The 1,508-nt window shown below is 75.9% G+C and carries 1 protein-coding gene; it reads left to right on the top strand.

Annotated elements, in window-relative coordinates:
- Positions 1–1,508: non-ribosomal peptide synthetase (locus G3I65_RS20095; protein ID WP_160697474.1), on the top strand; the 1,508-nt coding region annotated here is incomplete at both ends.

Raw genomic sequence — 1,508 nt, forward strand, 5'->3', positions numbered from 1 at the left:
TGCTACGTCCCGCTCGACCCGGGCGGGCCGCGCGCCCGGCTGAGCGCGATCGCCGCCGACGCCGGGGTTTCCCTCGTCATCGGCGACGCGGCCGTCGCGGAATTCGGTGCGGTGGCGGGGATCGACGTTCCGCCGCCCGCCGCGCCCGGCCACTGCCCGGCCACGCCGGACACCACCGCGCACGTGCTCTACACCTCCGGCTCGACCGGGCGGCCGAAGGGCGTGCTCACCAGCCACCGCAACATCGTCGCGTTCGTCACCGGGTTCGCCACCCGGCTCGGCGTCGGCCCCGGCACCCGGACGCTCGGCATCTCCTCGCTCGGGTTCGACGCGTTCACGATGGACGTCTTCGTGCCGCTGTCGGTCGGCGGCTCGGTGCAGCTGGCCGGGACGGCGGACCGGGCGGACCCCGAGCGGCTGCGGCGGTTCATCGTCGAGCACGACGTCGACTGGGGCTTCATCACCCCGACGCTGCTGTCCCTTGTGGACCCCGCCGACGTGCCCGGCTGGCGGACGGTCGCCTGCGGTGGCGAGCCGGTGCCCGCCGAGCTGGTCGCCCGCTGGCTGCCGGGCCGCCGGTTCTTCCACGTCTACGGCCCCACCGAGACCACCGTCGTCGTGGTCACCGACGAGGTGACCGGCGTGCCCGCCGACCCGCTGCCGCTGGGGACGCCGACGCCGGAGCACCGCGCCCACGTCGTCGACGACGACCTGCGGCCGGTCCCGCCGGGTGAGGTCGGGGAGCTGCTGATCGGTGGTCCCGGCCTCGCCGCGGGGTACCTCGGCAGCCCGGAGCTGACCGCGCGGAAGTTCGTCGAAGACCCGTTCACGCCGGGGTCGCGGCTGTACCGCACCGGCGACCTGGCGCGGCTCCGCTCCGACGGCAGGCTCGAGTTCGCCGGCCGCGCCGACCGGCAGGTGAAGATCCGCGGGCAGCGGATCGAACTCGGCGAGGTCGAGGCCGCGCTGGGCGCCCACCCGGACGTCGGCGCCGTCGCCGTGGAAGCCGTGCCCGGGCCGGGTGGCACCCGGCTGGTCGCGTTCCTCAGCCCGGCGTCCGCACCGTCCGATGCGGACATCCACGCGTACGCGGGCGAGCGGCTCACCGAAGCCATGCGCCCGGCCGTGCTCCGCCGCTTGGACGTGCTGCCGGTCAACCCCGTCACCGGGAAGATCGACCGGCCCGCGCTGCGCGCCCTGGCCGGCGACGAGCCTGGCGAGGACCTGGGCGGCTCGCCGGTCGCTGAGGTGTGGCGGAAGGTGCTCGGCCCGGGTGCCGGACCCGACTTCCTGCTGGCCGGCGGCGATTCGATCACGGCGATGCGGCTGGTCGCGGCATTGCGCGCGGACCTGGCCGCCGACGTGTCCGTCGAAGACGTCTTCACCGGACGGACCCTGGACGAGCTGACCCGGCGGGTGGCCGCGGCCGCTCCGCTCACCGGTCCAGGCCTGACCACCGGGCACGCGCCCGCGCTGTCCCCGCCGCAGCGGCGGCTGTGGTTCCTCGA

Origin of the sequence: Amycolatopsis sp. SID8362 (assembly GCF_010550475.1) — a bacterium.
GTDB classification, from domain to species: domain Bacteria; phylum Actinomycetota; class Actinomycetes; order Mycobacteriales; family Pseudonocardiaceae; genus Amycolatopsis; species Amycolatopsis eburnea.